This is a genomic window from Chryseobacterium sp. FR048 (assembly GCF_056844665.1).
Genome location: NZ_JBXDSE010000001.1, coordinates 338,575 through 353,009 on the forward strand (window position 1 = coordinate 338,575; position 14,435 = coordinate 353,009).

Below are 14,435 nucleotides of genomic sequence, written 5' to 3' on the forward strand. Positions count from 1 at the left end.
GACCGGCACGCCATTCAGTAGACATTTGTTCGGTAATTGTTTAGCGTTGAGTTTACCTTTAATGTGTTAGAATCATTGTAGGCAGTCTGTTCAGGAAAAAAAATCTATTTCCCGATTTCATTCAACGATTGATTGATCTGTTGTAATCTCTCGTTGGTAGAATTAATATTTTTTTCGTAGTTAAGAGATACTACTTCCGCATTGGTTCCCAGTTTCAGGGCACACATAGCCAAAGCATCCTGTTTATCTCTTACATCGAAATTCTGTTCAAAATCTTTAATCATATTTTCAATCTGCTTCCCTACTTTACGCAAAGTTTCTTCCTCTGCTGCGGGTACGTTCAGCGGATATACTCTTCCTGCAATGTTGACGGTTATTCTCCTTACCTCCATTATAATCCACTGTTTTGAAGCTGCGCAATACAGAAATCAATTTCTTTCACCAATCTGTTGATATGATTTTTCATTAACCTATTGTGTTCAGGATTTCCTGATATTGCTGAATAAAGTTTTATATTTTTTTGTTCTTCTGCTAATACCTGATTTCTTCTTTTCTCCTCATCATACTTCTTCTTCAACTCTTCGTGCTCAATATTTAATTCTGCTAAGTTTTCTGTAAGACTTTTATAGTTCTTTTGCAGAGTAGAAATTTTTCTCTCTAATTCTGAAAAATTGTTTTCTAAATCTTGAAGCATTTCAGGTTTGTATATTCTAACTAGAAGCAAAAATAAAAAAATAATAACACTAACAAAAATAAAACGCTCTATATTTTGAAATACCAACAAAAAAGGAGGTACTGAAGCACCTCCTTTGTATTTTTAACCGGATATTTTCTTATTCAAATTTCAGAACAAACATCACAGCTCTGGTCTGTAATGTAGAGACTGCAGAAGCCCAGTAAGGAGGTGTAGTGGCATTATCCGCTACTTTCTCATTGTTCATGAAGAATGTTCCTCTGATCCCCGGAGTCAGTTTAAATTTGTTGAAATAAAACTGGATTCCCATTTCTGCAGACCACGCAAAATTGTGAGTTGTAGATCTGAAAATTCCCTGCATATTATCATCCGTAGAAGTTGCATTAGACTGTAGGTTTACGACATAGTTTACCCCAGCAGCAATATAAGGCCTTGAATTGTACCATCTCTGCCCATGAAGTTCCAAAAGAACAGGCACATCGATCAATGTAGATTTGATTTCTCTTACTTTATCTTTGTCCTGTAAAGGGAATGGCATGAAAGGAGGATTCGTAAGAGATCCACCTGCATAGATGTCATTAGATTGCGTATTAAAAGTCAACTGTCTTTGAGCAAACTGTAAACCCGGTTCTATTCTTAGATCAAGATAGTCGTTCAGTCTCCATTTTGCAATCAGCCCGGCACCGAAACTATAACTTTCCTTAGAGGTTACAAGGTTTTCATTATCGTTCATCCCATATCTTGGATGCAGTACGATGCGGTAATCCAGTCTGTTCCCGTTCAAATAAAACCCCCAGCTGAATTTTTGTTCGTCGAAATCTTCCAACTTATCCATTCTGTTTCGGGTTCTGAATTGCGCATTTGCAAAAATGGCAACATTTACTGAGGTTAAAACCAGTGCTTTTAATAGAAATTTATTCATAGGTTACTTTGTTGCTTTATAAATTGTGGCTATACCTAAACTTAGTTTTTTATATTCTACTTTCTTAAATCCCGTATCTAAAAGAATTTGCTTCATCTTCTCCCCGAAAGGAAAAGCATTTACAGAATCCGGAAGGTATGTATACGCCCTATTATCTTTGGAAACCAGTCTGCCTATGGCAGGCAATATATTTTTGAAATAAAACATATAAAATGGCCCCATGAACCCCTCAACCTTTGAAAACTCCAGTATATAAACACTTTTGTTATCTTTAACTACTCTTCTTAATTCTGCCAAACCTTTGGTAAGGTTTTCAAAATTCCTCACTCCAAATGCAACGGAAACAGCATCAAATCTATTGTCCTCGAAAGGTAAATTTTCTGCATCTCCTTTTTGCATGGAAATTTTGCCGTCTAATTTAAGTTTTTTTATTTTAATAACGCCAACATTCAGCATTTGTTGTGATAAATCTAAACCAACAACCTTAGAACCGGTTCCTTTTTCAATGGTAATTGCCAGATCTCCCGTTCCTGTAGCCACATCCAGCACTTCCTGCGGATTGTCATTTTTCATCCATCTTACCAGTTTATTTCTCCATAAAACGTCAATTTTCATGGATAGGACATGGTTCAGAAGGTCATACTTCGGTGCAATGTTGTCGAACATATCCTCTACCTGGCTCTTCTTTGTAGCCTCAGAGTTGTAAGGCGTAACTTTGGTAATATCTTTTGTCAAAACTTAAAACTTGTAATATTCTTTATAATAATTTAGGTAATCCTGCTTTCTGAAGATCTTTGATCTTGATTCCACTTTCTGAATGTTTTTGATTACTTTATCGTAATCTTCATCTACATTGTAATAAAAGTCTTCTGTGTAAAGCTTATTAAAACGCTGTGCTCCCCCGTAATATTGCTTTCCATCAATAATGGTCTTGCCAAGCATCATCAGTAACGAATCTTTTTTAAGGTTGTACCCATAATACTGATCGTTCACATAATAATCCTGATGCGCAATATTGAGCAAACCGCGAAGTTTGTTCACTTCAAATGCCGAATCATAAAGCATTTTCTTATTCTGATCGAAAACCTGAATAGAGTTTTTCCCTTTCTTCAGATCCACATGCACGTACTGCCCCGCTGAAATGATTCCTTCTGAACCGTTATTGATTTTAAAGTAATACGTATTCGGGGTAGGATTATCTACAACATAATAATTCTTCTTGGCTAAAAAAAGGAAGTAGATCCCAAAGGCACCGATAAACGCCACAACTGCAATGAGTAAGCCTTTTAAGGACGGATTGTTTTTCATAGATTGTAAAGTACAATTTTTGCAAATTTAATAATATTTTTAATTCTCCGTTATTAATATTAATTATTAACTTTGCAACTTTAAAAAAATCATATAAACGAATGCCGAATACGATCATTATTGGCTCTGGATCTTATATTCCGAACAGAGTTATTGGTAGGGATTATTTCATGAATTCCGAGTTCTACACAGAGGATGGTGTAAAGATTGAAAAGCCTGTGGAAGAAACTATTGCGAAATTTGTAGAAATTACAGAAATCGAAAACAGGAGATTCATTGAAGATGATCTTTCCAATTCACAAATCGGATATGAAGCCGCAAAAATTGCCCTTGAGGATGCAAAAGTAGACGGCGAAGAACTGGATTATATTATTTATGCAAGCAATTTCGGGGAAGTTACTGAAAATGGATATGCCGATTTCATGCCGACAATGGCTGCAAGAGTAAAGAACAAACTGGGCATTAAAAACAGAAAATGTGTAACGTATGACATGATTTTCGGATGTCCGGGATGGGTGGAAGGTATGATTTTAGCTGACAACCTTATCAAAGCTAAAGTTGCCAAAACCATCCTTGTTATAGGAGCTGAAACTTTAAGCCGTGTAACAGATCCGCATGACAGAAACAGAATGATCTTTGCTGATGGTGCCGGAGCAGTAGTAGTAAAGGCTACAGATGAAGAAAATGTAGGAATTATCGCCCACAACACAATCTGCGACAATGGCCCTGAACTGAACTACCTTGAAAATCAACCTTCTATCAACAAAGAAGTAGATCAAAAGCGTCTTTATGTAAGAATGTTAGGTAGAAAAATCTACGAATACGCTCTTAAAAACGTTCCCGTTGCGATTAAAGACACCATTACAGATGCAGGTCTTTCTATTGAAGATATAGACAAAATCTTAATTCACCAGGCCAACGCTAAAATGGATTACGCTATGATCGAGAGACTTCACAAGCTTTATGATGTGAAAGAATATGATCATGCGATCTCTCCAATGACCATTCAGGACCTTGGGAATACCTCTGTAGCAACCATTCCTACGATGTATGATTTAATAATTAAAGGAAAAATGGAGGGTCAAACGTTTAAAGATAATGGTAACATTGTGATGACTTCGGTAGGTGCCGGAATGAACATCAATGCTATCGTTTACAGATTTCCTAAGAAATAATATTTAAACCATTTAAAATATAAAGGCACAGGGAAGTTATTCTTTGTGCTTTTTTTGATCAGACATGCAAAAGAATTTTTTAATCATCGCCGGAATCTTCCTTTTTCTGGAAGTATATATTTATCAGGCCATCAGAACGCTTACCGATAATTCCTGGATAAGAATCGGCTATTGGGTCATCTCTCTAATTGTATATGGAATTTTTGCCTATGAAGTCACCCATTACCAAAGATCAGACAGGAGCATGGTAAGAGCACAGATCATGATTTCATTATTCCTGATCTTTATTCTTCCTAAAATATTTGTGGTTTTATTCTTACTGATTGATGACATCGTCAGAATCGGAGGCTACCTGGTCGGTTTCGCCAAACCCTCGGAAAATTTCTTTCCGGAAAGAAGGAAGTTCCTGAGTCTTGTAGGACTGGGAATGAGTGGTGTCCTTTCAGCTCTTTTTATCGACGGAATCACATTTGGAAAATACCGTCACAAGGTGAGAAAGATAAAAGTAAAGTTCCCTAATCTGCCTCAAAGCTTCAAAGGCTACAAGGTAATCCAGATCTCCGATGTTCATAGCGGAAGCTTCTCTGACCCGAGCAAACTGCAGCACGCTGTTGATCTGATCAACGAACAGAAACCGGATCTTGTCTTATTCACAGGAGATATGGTGAATAATGTGGCCGACGAATTCAAGCCATTCATTCCTCTTTTTTCACAAATCAAGGCGAAAGACGGCAAATTTGCAGTGCTAGGAAACCATGACTATGCCGACTATGTAACCTGGGATTCTCCGGAAGCCAAGAAAAAGAACCTTGACACCCTGATCGATTATGAAAAACAGGCTGGATTTGACATGCTGAGAAACGAACACAGAATAATAGAAAGGAACGGAGAAAAACTCTATATTCTTGGGGTAGAAAACTGGGGATTAAAGCCATTCCCGCAGTTTGGTAAAATTGATGATGCTTTAAAAGGAGTTCCGGAATCTGCTACAAAAATATTAATGAGCCACGACCCTACCCATTTTGATTACGTGGTCAAAAAACATCCGGGAAATATCCACCTGACCCTTTCAGGACATACACACGGAATGCAGTTTGGGCTGGACCTTAAAAATGTGAAATGGTCACCGGTACAATACCGTTACCCGAAATGGGCAGACCTTTATGAAAGTGAAGGAAAGTTATTATACGTCAACAGAGGATTTGGGGTACTGGGATACCCGGGAAGAGTGGGTGTACTTCCTGAGATTACTCTTTTTGAACTCTCCTAGTTTTTTATAACAACAAGATAAGAGCATTTGGTTTAAAGATATTTTTGAGCAAACAATTCAATAAGTATTTTTGAATCAAGTGCTTTTTCGTCTAAAACATTTAAAACTTCACGAACTTTCGGATATTCATCTACAAATTCAAGTCCTTTTACTTCTTTAATACCAAATTCTTCCATTATTGACCTGAACCATTCTTCATCTATTCCCCAATACTTTACATATTTGCTTTCATCAACAAATATTTCTATAAGGGCTTCTTCGTCATGATAAATGAGTCCATAGCTAATAAAAGCATCCTCGGTTAATTCATATTGATATTGAGTTATAAAATCTAATGTATCTTCTTTACTTTGATAGTTTCCATAATTAAGCTCAAAGTCCACATGCCCGAATAGAAAAGCAACCTCATCAGGAAGCGTCTGTGCTAATGCAGTAATCAAATGCCAGAGCTTTGAATTATCTATATTAATTTCCGCATAAAATCTGAAGCCCAGGGATGCATGCTCCAAATCATTATCATCTTTAAAATTCAAAGTATATCCTTCAACAATATTTGCCTCTTTACTTTCTTTCCATCTTTGAAAAACAGAAGGATTGTTTCCAGGAAGCTCATCCTCATTTATAAAACGAATAGTTTTGGGTAATTGCAGCATTTGTTTTGTCTTCATTAAAATATATAATCTTTCATACGGGAAGTGGCCATATCCCTCTCGTTGAGAAAAGTAAGGAGGGCATCTAATTTGTCCTCCATTTTTTTGCCCGAAAATAAACTTCGGTAAAAGGGAATATCAAAGCGGTACTTCTTAAAGTCGGTAAACTGCCAGGAATTAAGATAGATCAAAACAAACTCATCATTCTGCAAAGTTTCCAGCACCATATTCTGATAAAACTTCATAGGCAGGATCTGGAATACAAAATCATTGTAGGGCAACTGGCTGTAAGGAGAAATACTTTCAGGAACTATACTCAACCCGTCCTCTTCCGTGATTTCGGTATCTCTTTCGAGGCGTTTGAAGGGAAAAAGGATGTTGGCATTATCAATATTGGAAACGTAATTAAACTCCAGCATCTTTAGACTCTCCTGCGAAACTTTCACATCTTTCTGACGGATTCCTCTGATCTGTTTTTCCAGAAGATCCTGAATATTCTTCTTGGCATTTTCAATTTCTTCCAGATTAGAGCCTTTGTTATAAAAAGCAATTTCATGCCCTTTGGATGAAATTGCTTTTATAAGATTCTGCAGTTTTCCTGTAAGAGAAACCTCCACAAAAAAACTAGCTTTAATGTCATGAAGATCTAAAATTCTAAGAATAGCTTTGGTATTATCTTCTGAAATTTTCAGCCTTTCTTCATCAGTGATTTGGGAACCGTTTTGAGGTTCCGCTTCAATATTTGTGATGTTAAAAGTCAACAACACCATTTAAACTAAATTTTATATAAATATTACAATTAATTAAAAATCAGATGTTAAAACTATTTTTAATTAAACAATTACTTTACATTATTAATTCTTCGCTAATTTTACCTTAAGATTTTTGATCATATCTTTTGTCATTTCAGAAATTCCGAAATCGTAAGTCAATCCCCAGTCTTTTTTAGCAACTGAATCATCAATAGAAGCCGGCCATGAATCTGCAATGGCCTGTCTGAAATCCGGATTGTACTCGATGGTAAAATCCGGCATTTCTTTCTTGATTTCTTCTGCCAGTTCTTTTGGAGTGAATGACATTCCGCCCAAGTTATAAGATGAACGAACCGTCAAACTTTCTTTTGGAGCTTCCATCAGTTTCAATGTTGCATTGATTGCATCATCCATATACAACATCGGCATACCTGTATTTTCAGAAATGAAACTTGTATATTTTCCTTCTTCAATCGCTTTGTAGAAAATCTCAACTGCATAGTCGGTAGTACCACCTCCCGCCGGGGTCTTCCATGAGATCAATCCAGGATACCTGATACTTCTCACATCTACTCCGTATTTGTCGAAATAGTACTCACACCACTTCTCTCCTGCCATTTTAGAGATTCCGTACACGGTTGTAGGATTCAGAACCACATCTTGCCCTACGTCATGTTTTGGAATTCCTTTCCCAAACACAGCAATAGAACTTGGCCAGAAGATCTTTTTAAGAAGCCCTTCTTTCGCCATTTCACAGAAATGAAGCAGAGGTTCAAGATTTAATTTCCAAGCGAAAATAGGCTGCTTTTCTGAAGTCCCGGACAAAAGTGAAGCTAAGTGATACACTGTAGTGATGTCATAATCTTTAATCACCTGTCTTACTAATTGCGTATTAGTAACATCCATTCTCTCATAGTGTCCGGCAGAAGTAATGCCTTCCTGCCATCTGTCAAGCCCAGAGGCCACAACATTCTCCGCTCCGTGGATTTCAACAAGTCTATTGGTAAGTTCGGTGCCGATTTGTCCCAGCGCACCTGTAATCAGTATTCTTTCCGTATAGGATTCCATTTTTCAGATTTTTTTTAGAATTGTACAAAAGTAAAAAAATCATGCTTATCATAATAAAAAAGGTGGATTTAAAATATTTTTCCAAATTGTGATTAAAATCATTTAGCCCAAACTCTGATACTAACCAGAAGCCTGAAACTGAAAGAAGGAAGCTGGAAGAAGGGAGCTGGAAGTCAATTTGAGTTATAATAACTATATTCACCACTATCATTCAATGCCCTTTTAAAAAAAACAGCTATTGTTAATGACTTTCATAGCTTCCAGTTGTCATTTCCTGCTTCAATCCAGTAATTCTTGTCCCTAACTCAAGCTAATTTAAATCAATCATCAAGACTTCCAGAGGTTTAAAGACCAACAACAAATTCCCACTTCCAGCCTCCCTCTTCCTTCCATGCTCTATTATTTCCTCAATTCAATCTAAAGTTATTGATGTAATTTCTATATTTTTGTTGTAAAGAAACAATCATATGAAGAAGTATTTAATCGTTTCGGTACTATTGGCAAGTCAAATGAGCTGGGCTCAGTTCAAAGACTTCAATATCGTAAAGGAAGTACAGGTCAAAAATAAAGGGGTCGTGGTCTCTGCACACCCATTAGCCAGTGAGGCGGGGGCAAAAATCCTGAAAATGGGCGGAAATGCCTATGATGCAGTCACTGCTACCCAATATGCTTTGGCTGTAGTCTATCCTCAGGCCGGAAATATCGGTGGTGGTGGATTTTTGGTAGGGGTAAAAAATAATGGTGAAAAATTTACATTAGACTATAGGGAAACAGCCCCGAAAAAGGCTTCCAGAGACATGTATCTCGATAAAAAGGGGAAAGCAGATACTGATCTGTCACAGAACGGAAGGCTGGCCGTAGGTGTTCCCGGAAGTGTAGCCGGATTTTTTGCGACCCTGAAATATTGCAAACTTCCGATGGAAAAGATTATTCAGCCTGCGATTGATCTGGCAGAGCAAGGTTTTGCCATCACAGACAAGGAGGCAGATATGCTCAACAGCCAGAGAGAGAAATTCCAGAAACACAATAAATCTTCTATCATTTTTGTAAAAGACAGTCCATGGAAAGCTGGTGATATTTTGGTTCAAAAAGACCTTGCTGAAACCTTAAAGCTGATTCAGAAATTAGGAGCAAAAGGATTTTATGAAGGTAAAACAGCCGAACTTCTGGTTGCTGAAATGAAAAGAGGCAATGGCATCATTACTCTGGAAGATCTTAAAAACTATAAAGTTGCAGAAAGAAAAGCTTTAGAATTTGACTACAAAGGAAGCAATGTTGTTTCTATGCCTTTACCATCCAGCGGCGGACTTCTTCTTGCCCAGATGCTGAGAATGGCCAGCTTTGAAAATCTTGAAAAATACCAGCAAAATTCTACAAAAGCGGTTCAGATCATGACTGAAGCAGAGCGAAGAGCTTTTGCCGACAGGGCAGAATATATGGGTGATCCGGATTTCATTCAGGATAAAACCTCCTATCTGATCTCTGATGAATATTTAAAGAACAGATGGAAAAGTTTCAGCTTCGACAAAGCCACTCCAAGTGCGGAGGTTGGAAAAATCATTGAACAACCCAAAGAATCTACACAAACCACTCATATTTCCGTGCTGGACAAAGATGGAAATGCAGCTTCTGTAACGACCACTCTTAACGGATATTATGGAAGTAAAGTTTTGGTTTCAGGGGCCGGATTCTTTTTAAATAACGAAATGGATGATTTTTCCATCAAACCGGGAGTACCTAATATGTTTGGAGCGGTAGGCGGTGAAGCCAATGCCATCCAGCCAAACAAGAGAATGCTTTCTTCGATGACGCCTACCATCCTGCTTAAAAACGGAAAACCTTATATGGTCGTAGGAACTCCGGGAGGAACTACCATTCCAACGTCTGTCTATCAATCTATCGTTAATGTGGTTGATTTTAAACTAAACGCCAATCTATCGGTAAACTCCCCTAAATTTCACCATCAGTGGCTTCCCGAAAGCATCAGCGTGGAAAATAACTTCCCGGAAAGCACCATTGCAGAGCTGAAAAGCAAAAATTATGTGATTGAAAAGGTAAAACAGATCGGTAAAACAGAAATGATCGTCCTTGATGACAAAGGAAACGTCCATGCTGTAGCGGACGGCCGTGGAGATGATTCTGTAGCAACCGAATAGTTGAACACCACAACATATGACTCATACAAGGGGATAGATCTGAAAAATCTATCCCCTTTTTACAGCCTAATTCTCAAACAATATTTCTTAAAAAGCTAATATTTTCCAACAATATCGCTGTTCAATCAGGAATATCATGACATTCGTCATGTTTTTAGAAAAAATTCATAATTTCGCCTTCTCAAAAAAAAATTTTATTGAAAGCAAAAAAATTTTATCAGCAGCTTTATTTCCAGGTGATCATAGCCATCGTTACAGGTGTTCTTCTTGGAAAATTCTATCCTGAACTGGGAGAAAAAATGAAACCTTTAGGCGACGGTTTTATCAAACTGGTCAAAATGATCATCGCTCCGGTCATCTTCATTACCCTTACCCTGGGAATTGCTCATATGACGGATCTGAAAAAGGTAGGCAGAATTGCAATAAAGGCAATGATCTACTTTTTTACATTTTCAACCCTGGCCCTGATTATAGGATTAATCGTAGGTAATCTTCTGCAGCCAGGTCATGGCTTAAATGCTGATACCTCTACCCTTTCCGGAGATGTTTTACAATACCAGCAAAAGGCTCATGAAACCACCCTCACCGGATTTGTCATGAATATTATTCCCGACACTCTTTTCAGTCCATTGGTGGGAGACAATATACTACAGGTGCTTTTGGTATCCATTTTAATGGGGGTTGCCCTGGTTTTAACAAAAGAAAAAAGTCAGAGAGTCACTGATTTTCTTCAGGATCTGTCGGCTCCCATATTCAAGATCGTTCATCTCCTGATGAAGCTGGCTCCTATCGGGGCTTTTGGCGCAATGGCTTTCACTATAGGAAAATACGGTCTCCATTCTCTTCTTAATCTGATCTTTCTTGTCGCCACTTTTTATATTACTTCCATCTTATTTGTTGTATTGGTCTTAGGATCAGTAGCCTGGTATAACGGATTTAATATTTTTAAGCTTTTATTCTACCTTAAAGAGGAACTTCTTCTGGTATTGGGGACCAGCTCTTCGGAATCTGCCCTTCCGGGGATGATGGATAAACTGGAAAAAGCCGGCTGCTCAAGAACAATCGTCGGACTTGTAGTCCCTACCGGGTATTCTTTTAATCTCGACGGGACTAATATTTATATGACCCTCGCCTCTCTTTTTATTGCCCAGGCATTAAATATTCATCTTCCTATTGAAAAACAGCTGATGCTTCTTTTAGTCGCCATGTTGAGTTCAAAAGGAGCTGCCGGAGTTACCGGAGCCGGATTTGTAACCCTGGCAGCAACCCTGGCAGTAGTTCCTGAAATTCCTATTATGGGAATAACACTGATCTTAGGAATCGATAAATTCATGAGTGAGTGCAGAGCATTGACCAACGTTATCGGCAACTCTGTCGCTACAGTGGTGGTAGCCAATTGGGAAAAACAGCTTGATAAAGAGCAGTTTCATTATTGCCTTAATCACCCGGAAGAGATTGAAAGAAATCTGGAGGTTTAATCTTAATTTATATACAAAAACCGGAGTACAAAGATGATGTACTCCGGTTTTGAATCATTGAATCAACAATCTGATCCCTTATTTTTTTTCAATTTTCTTTATGATTCTGTTCTCATTATCTGATATGATGATAAAATAGATTCCTTTTGGCAGGTCTGATACATTATATGATTCTTTACCAGACTCAAAAGTTTTCACTCTTTTCCCAGCCATATCTACCACTTCAATATTTACATTATTTTTGCTGTAAACTTTTGGTAATTCTATTTTAAACGCATCCTGAACAGGGTTTGGATAAACCAACAGATCATTTTTAACTTTTGCTTCAGAAACGCCTAAAGTTGTTGCCGTAATACTAATATCATCAATTCTCCATTGGGCTCCGTCAGTTCCAACATAATTAAAAGCTATTTTAACATTACTCTGGCCAATCAGAGAAGTTAAAGGAATACTTATATTGTACGTTGCAAATCCTGCTGGTGTAGCTACTGTAATATCATTTTCGCTCCAGATTTGCGTCCATGTTGCCCCATTATCAGTGGAAACCTTCACAATTGTATCATAATTATTGTTAGGAGTAATTGCCCAATAAGGATTAAAATTGGACTTGAAAGTCAAAACAGGATTCGTTACTGACATTAAGCTAAATGATGGTGAAACCAGCTTTTCATTTTGTGGCACAAGGGCAGGGTCATAAGCTACTCCGGCTGAATTCGTTCCTGAAATAGCTGTAGCTTTTACCCATGTATAAGCTGCATTTGTAGATTGAACCGTCCATCCGGATGGAGGAAAAGTTGTGGATTCAAAATTTTCAGTCAAAAGCTGGCTTTTTATTCCAATGAAGCAAATAAAAAGCATTAAGATAAAGTAATGTTTTTTCATAGGAAATGTTTTTAGTCTTATAAAACTATTATTATTTCACAACAAAAACAATGAAAATAGAAACATCCAATAACAAAATCAAGAATAAATTAAATTATCAATAACAAATACTCACTTTATCTTGATATATCTGCATTGAAAAACACTGTAAAAATGCATCAACAGGACAAAACCAATACATTCAATTGAATATCAACGCATTAAAAACCAAAAAAGCGGACTAAATCTCAAATGGGAAAGAGGTTTATTATTTTTACTTTTAGACAAAAAATAGTTAAAATTTTGAGGCCTATATCAGTATATTCAGGCTTGAGGGTTGCACTTTCACATGAATAGGAGACTGTATTTTATTAAACTCCCCATCCAGATGCCAGTTTTTGGTATTGACTTTGAACGAAATCTCAGAAACCGGAAGATAGGTAACATATTCATCATCCTTCAGTCGCTTAGTAAACATTCTGAAGGCAAAAAGTGCTGAATACGTCAAAGGAAATTTTTTAACCAACACCATATCAACCAAACCGTCACTTTTGCTTGCTTTTGGGGCAATGTATGCATTATTCCCGAACTGACGGGTATTGGCGATATTCAGCATCAGATACCTGCCGTTGTATTGCTGGTATTTTTCATCTAAAAATTTCACCTTGATCGGTCTGTAGTTGAAGAAAGTTTTCAGAGATACTTTGATGTAGTTTTTGAATCCACGGCTTGTTTTTTCAAATTCCTTCACTACTTTACCATCGAAACCTGTCCCGGAAACATTGATAGAAAGCCTGTCGTTCACTGTAAATGTGTCGATCTTTCTGGATTTTTTTGCTTTTATTTTTCCTAAGAGCTCATCCAGGTTTTTGCTGAATCGGGTTTCATTGGAGAATCCGTTTCCAGAACCTGCAGGAAAAATTGCCAGAACTTTTTCTGTATTGATCAGGTTTTTGGCTACTGTAGAAATGGTTCCGTCCCCTCCTATTGCCACGAATATATCCACTTCCTCAAAGTGGGCCTGAATAAATTCGTCGGTTCCCGGAATAGATTCGGATACATAATACAGTGGATTATCAACCTTAGATTTCAGCTCATTCAGAAACGGCTGATAATTTTTTTTGGCTGAAAAGGGATTGATAATAAAAGCTACTTTGTTCATCACCGCAAAAATAAAAAATGCTTCCTGAACTGGAAGCATTAATTTACTTAATTTTCATTCTTTCTTTAAATTCTGCATTTAAAGTCCCTTTTAATTCTTCCCATGAAACAGGAATGGTGATGTCTCCTGCTGCAAAAGCTGCAATTTCGTAAGGACTATAGTGGAAATAGAGGTTCTTATCATCAAAGTAGAAATTATCTGAAGCAGGAATCTTCTCTACCAAAAGCATTTCAGAATTCTTCACTTCTCCGTCCCCGTCCATCGTTCCGCTATTGATCTTATTGATATTCTTCATCAGAATAGCTTCAATCTTGTTTTTAGGCATTGAGGTAATATCTTTCAGCTCAAGTCTTTTGCTGTTTTTAAGATCAAAAACTCTTTCTGAAAACCCATAATTATCGTGGGCTCCACCTTCATAGCCGCTTCCTGTATACTGAATATGCATGTACCCATTGGCATTGGATATTAAATTCATATGAGAGCTTGAATACCACTCCTGAGAATAGGTAACATCCGAAAGCCAGTCTTTATTATCTTTTTTTACAGAGGTGAAATAATCATTTTTTTCCTTGTCCAGAAAAGCCTGAAGCCCAGCTTTAGAGAAGTCTTTGATCTTATTGTTCTGAAAATAAATGCTATCCAGCAACTTTTTATCTTTTAAAGAAGGAAAAACCAACAACTTGGAGGTGTAAGTAACTTTTAAAGAATCTGTAATTTTAGTGGAATCACTTACTTTTACCGAGTCTACCACCAATTCTTCTGAAGGTTTGTTTTCTGTTTTTTCTGTCGTCGTTTCTTTTGTTTCTCCCTTTTTACAGGCTGTAAAGGCTAAAAATGAAGACACCGCTAAAACAGCAATCATATTTTTCATAATTTCAATTTTCGATACTAATACAAAAACCATTCAAAAGATGAATGGTTTTGATTTTTAAAAAAAAA

The 14,435-nt window shown here is 37.2% G+C and carries 15 protein-coding genes; 4 read left to right on the forward strand and 11 right to left on the reverse strand.

Annotated elements, in window-relative coordinates:
* Nucleotides 1-104 precede the first annotated feature (104 nt).
* From AC106K_RS01500 to AC106K_RS01520, 5 genes are all read right to left on the reverse strand, one after another.
* The gene (locus AC106K_RS01500) at nt 105-392 is read right to left on the reverse strand and encodes a cell division protein ZapA (protein WP_045495179.1); all 288 of its coding nucleotides are present in this window, start codon (nt 390-392) and stop codon (nt 105-107) included.
* On the reverse strand, nt 392-694 hold the full coding sequence (locus AC106K_RS01505) for a hypothetical protein (RefSeq protein WP_047096899.1): 303 nt from the start codon (nt 692-694) through the stop codon (nt 392-394). The genes AC106K_RS01500 and AC106K_RS01505 overlap by 1 nt, the downstream gene beginning before the upstream one ends.
* 139 nt (nt 695-833) lie before the next feature.
* Entirely contained in the window at nt 834-1,616 is a 783-nt protein-coding gene (gene porT, locus AC106K_RS01510) for a type IX secretion/gliding motility protein PorT/SprT (RefSeq protein ID WP_185287966.1), read from the reverse strand.
* A 3-nt stretch (nt 1,617-1,619) separates the two neighbouring features.
* Nucleotides 1,620-2,351 (reverse strand): bifunctional demethylmenaquinone methyltransferase/2-methoxy-6-polyprenyl-1,4-benzoquinol methylase UbiE, encoded by a 732-nt coding sequence (gene ubiE, locus AC106K_RS01515; protein WP_047096897.1) that lies wholly within the window; start codon nt 2,349-2,351, stop codon nt 1,620-1,622.
* A gap of 3 nt (nt 2,352-2,354) precedes the next feature.
* Complete coding sequence (locus tag AC106K_RS01520; RefSeq protein WP_482443060.1) at nt 2,355-2,924, reverse strand: hypothetical protein; 570 nt, start codon at nt 2,922-2,924, stop codon at nt 2,355-2,357.
* A 101-nt stretch (nt 2,925-3,025) separates the two neighbouring features.
* Here AC106K_RS01520 and AC106K_RS01525 point away from each other — a divergent pair, with 101 nt between their 5' ends.
* Entirely contained in the window at nt 3,026-4,099 is a 1,074-nt protein-coding gene (locus AC106K_RS01525; RefSeq protein WP_482443062.1) for a 3-oxoacyl-ACP synthase III family protein, read from the forward strand.
* A gap of 64 nt (nt 4,100-4,163) precedes the next feature.
* Nucleotides 4,164-5,369 carry a metallophosphoesterase gene (locus AC106K_RS01530; RefSeq protein ID WP_482443064.1) on the forward strand — a complete coding sequence of 402 codons (1,206 nt, stop codon included), beginning with the start codon at nt 4,164-4,166 and terminating at the stop codon, nt 5,367-5,369.
* 32 nt (nt 5,370-5,401) lie between these two features.
* On the opposite strand, the gene AC106K_RS01535 is transcribed toward AC106K_RS01530, so the two are convergent.
* The 3 genes from AC106K_RS01535 to AC106K_RS01545 all read right to left on the reverse strand — a co-directional run bounded on the left by AC106K_RS01535 (nt 5,402) and on the right by AC106K_RS01545 (nt 7,839).
* Entirely contained in the window at nt 5,402-6,037 is a 636-nt protein-coding gene (locus AC106K_RS01535; RefSeq protein WP_482443065.1) for a hypothetical protein, read from the reverse strand.
* Nucleotides 6,037-6,789 carry a polysaccharide deacetylase family protein gene (locus AC106K_RS01540; RefSeq protein WP_482443067.1) on the reverse strand — a complete coding sequence of 251 codons (753 nt, stop codon included), beginning with the start codon at nt 6,787-6,789 and terminating at the stop codon, nt 6,037-6,039. Before AC106K_RS01540 ends, AC106K_RS01535 begins: the two co-directional genes overlap by 1 nt.
* An 84-nt stretch (nt 6,790-6,873) precedes the next feature.
* A complete protein-coding gene (locus AC106K_RS01545; RefSeq protein ID WP_482443068.1) occupies nt 6,874-7,839 on the reverse strand; it encodes an NAD-dependent epimerase/dehydratase family protein in 966 nt (321 codons plus the stop codon).
* A 467-nt stretch (nt 7,840-8,306) separates the two neighbouring features.
* On the opposite strand from AC106K_RS01545, the gene ggt reads away from it, so the two are divergent.
* Entirely contained in the window at nt 8,307-9,995 is a 1,689-nt protein-coding gene (ggt, locus tag AC106K_RS01550) for a gamma-glutamyltransferase (RefSeq protein WP_482443069.1), read from the forward strand.
* Between the two features lie 197 nt (nt 9,996-10,192).
* Nucleotides 10,193-11,473 (forward strand): dicarboxylate/amino acid:cation symporter, encoded by a 1,281-nt coding sequence (locus tag AC106K_RS01555; protein WP_482443071.1) that lies wholly within the window; start codon nt 10,193-10,195, stop codon nt 11,471-11,473.
* A 78-nt stretch (nt 11,474-11,551) separates the two neighbouring features.
* Here the strand turns inward: AC106K_RS01555 and AC106K_RS01560 are convergent, their stop codons facing one another.
* From AC106K_RS01560 to AC106K_RS01570, 3 genes are all read right to left on the reverse strand, one after another.
* Nucleotides 11,552-12,355 carry a T9SS type A sorting domain-containing protein gene (locus AC106K_RS01560; RefSeq protein ID WP_482443073.1) on the reverse strand — a complete coding sequence of 268 codons (804 nt, stop codon included), beginning with the start codon at nt 12,353-12,355 and terminating at the stop codon, nt 11,552-11,554.
* A gap of 289 nt (nt 12,356-12,644) precedes the next feature.
* Nucleotides 12,645-13,535, reverse strand: coding sequence for a diacylglycerol/lipid kinase family protein (locus tag AC106K_RS01565; RefSeq protein ID WP_482443075.1), 891 nt, complete (start codon nt 13,533-13,535; stop codon nt 12,645-12,647).
* 4 nt (nt 13,536-13,539) lie between these two features.
* The gene (locus AC106K_RS01570; RefSeq protein ID WP_482443077.1) at nt 13,540-14,367 is read right to left on the reverse strand and encodes an RsiV family protein; all 828 of its coding nucleotides are present in this window, start codon (nt 14,365-14,367) and stop codon (nt 13,540-13,542) included.
* Nucleotides 14,368-14,435 lie beyond the last annotated feature (68 nt).

What these genes read in the sequence shown, in the direction of transcription:
- AC106K_RS01500 (WP_045495179.1), bottom strand. Translation starts at nt 392, where the DNA reads ATGGAGGTAAGGAGAATAACCGTCAACATTGCAGGAAGAGTATATCCG.
- AC106K_RS01505 (WP_047096899.1), bottom strand. Translation starts at nt 694, where the DNA reads ATGCTTCAAGATTTAGAAAACAATTTTTCAGAATTAGAGAGAAAAATT.
- porT (WP_185287966.1), bottom strand. Translation starts at nt 1,616, where the DNA reads ATGAATAAATTTCTATTAAAAGCACTGGTTTTAACCTCAGTAAATGTT.
- AC106K_RS01520 (WP_482443060.1), bottom strand. Translation starts at nt 2,924, where the DNA reads ATGAAAAACAATCCGTCCTTAAAAGGCTTACTCATTGCAGTTGTGGCG.
- AC106K_RS01525 (WP_482443062.1), top strand. Translation starts at nt 3,026, where the DNA reads ATGCCGAATACGATCATTATTGGCTCTGGATCTTATATTCCGAACAGA.
- AC106K_RS01530 (WP_482443064.1), top strand. Translation starts at nt 4,164, where the DNA reads ATGCAAAAGAATTTTTTAATCATCGCCGGAATCTTCCTTTTTCTGGAA.
- AC106K_RS01535 (WP_482443065.1), bottom strand. Translation starts at nt 6,037, where the DNA reads ATGAAGACAAAACAAATGCTGCAATTACCCAAAACTATTCGTTTTATA.
- AC106K_RS01540 (WP_482443067.1), bottom strand. Translation starts at nt 6,789, where the DNA reads ATGGTGTTGTTGACTTTTAACATCACAAATATTGAAGCGGAACCTCAA.
- AC106K_RS01545 (WP_482443068.1), bottom strand. Translation starts at nt 7,839, where the DNA reads ATGGAATCCTATACGGAAAGAATACTGATTACAGGTGCGCTGGGACAA.
- ggt (WP_482443069.1), top strand. Translation starts at nt 8,307, where the DNA reads ATGAAGAAGTATTTAATCGTTTCGGTACTATTGGCAAGTCAAATGAGC.
- AC106K_RS01560 (WP_482443073.1), bottom strand. Translation starts at nt 12,355, where the DNA reads ATGAAAAAACATTACTTTATCTTAATGCTTTTTATTTGCTTCATTGGA.
- AC106K_RS01565 (WP_482443075.1), bottom strand. Translation starts at nt 13,535, where the DNA reads ATGCTTCCAGTTCAGGAAGCATTTTTTATTTTTGCGGTGATGAACAAA.
- AC106K_RS01570 (WP_482443077.1), bottom strand. Translation starts at nt 14,367, where the DNA reads ATGAAAAATATGATTGCTGTTTTAGCGGTGTCTTCATTTTTAGCCTTT.